Annotated in this window: 1 protein-coding gene; it reads right to left on the reverse strand. The window is 47.2% G+C overall.

The window, feature by feature from the left end; genetic code table 11:
- Positions 1 to 572 precede the first annotated feature (572 nt).
- Positions 573 to 871, reverse strand: a 299-nt coding sequence (locus QWY83_RS14195; protein ID WP_290246023.1) for a hypothetical protein, incomplete at its 5' end; no start/stop codon positions are given.

Consider the following 871-nt stretch of genomic DNA (forward strand, 5'->3'; position numbering starts at 1 on the left):
CCCCCCCCTGCATGGGCCATAGGGGGTACTGGGGTAGTACGTATATGTGCTCTGCAACACACGGGGTTTTACAGTTTGGTCTGACCTGAAGCTGATTACTCTGTGTTGGTATGCTTCAGTGGAACAGTCTTAGCGTTCCTATAATGGAGTAGGACTTGGGGTAGTGAATGGAAGGTTAAGACATCTAGAGACTAACCATCTCTAGTGCATGACTTAAGGTAGATTAGCTGGTGAGTAGATCAGGGATAGTGCGACCCTGTAGTTAGACTACCCCTAACGCTTGGACTGATAGATTAACCACTGGCTATGTCTGTCGTGTACAGAGCAGAGCTACACCATAAATACATTAAATAATTGTAATGTCTTGTAGTGGCATCAAGAGGAATGCTGAACCTTCAGTGTACATAGGACATTATTCAGGGTTGGTCTGACCCGTGTAAACCAGTCTTATGGCTAAACCAAAGCTGCGGTTAGTGTGTCCCGTAGTCATGTCCTTGGGGTTTGGCGTGGGGGTGTGACATGCCCCACTGTCAGGACAAGTCCCTATAGAGTACTTATAGGAAACTGTCCTCTCAAGAAGCGTACTCGAAACGGGGATTACGAATAGTCCCCCACCCAGTGGAACCGTCTACTGTAGCGTCACCTTGCTCAAGGTACTTAAACCAGTGTTTGAATGGAATTGCTCCAGCCGACACCTGTACATGAGGAGCTTCATCTAGCCGTTCAGGCTTGAAGTCTGGCAACAAGAACAGATGTTCATGCGTGTTCCATCTGCCAGCATTAAAACCCTCAAACTTTATGATGAACAGTCCGTAACGAACAAAGTCAGGTAGAGATGCTAATCGGCTGCTATCTCGTACTTTGCTACGCT

Origin of the sequence: Marivivens donghaensis, from assembly GCF_030410045.1 — a bacterium.
GTDB classification, from domain to species: domain Bacteria; phylum Pseudomonadota; class Alphaproteobacteria; order Rhodobacterales; family Rhodobacteraceae; genus Marivivens; species Marivivens donghaensis.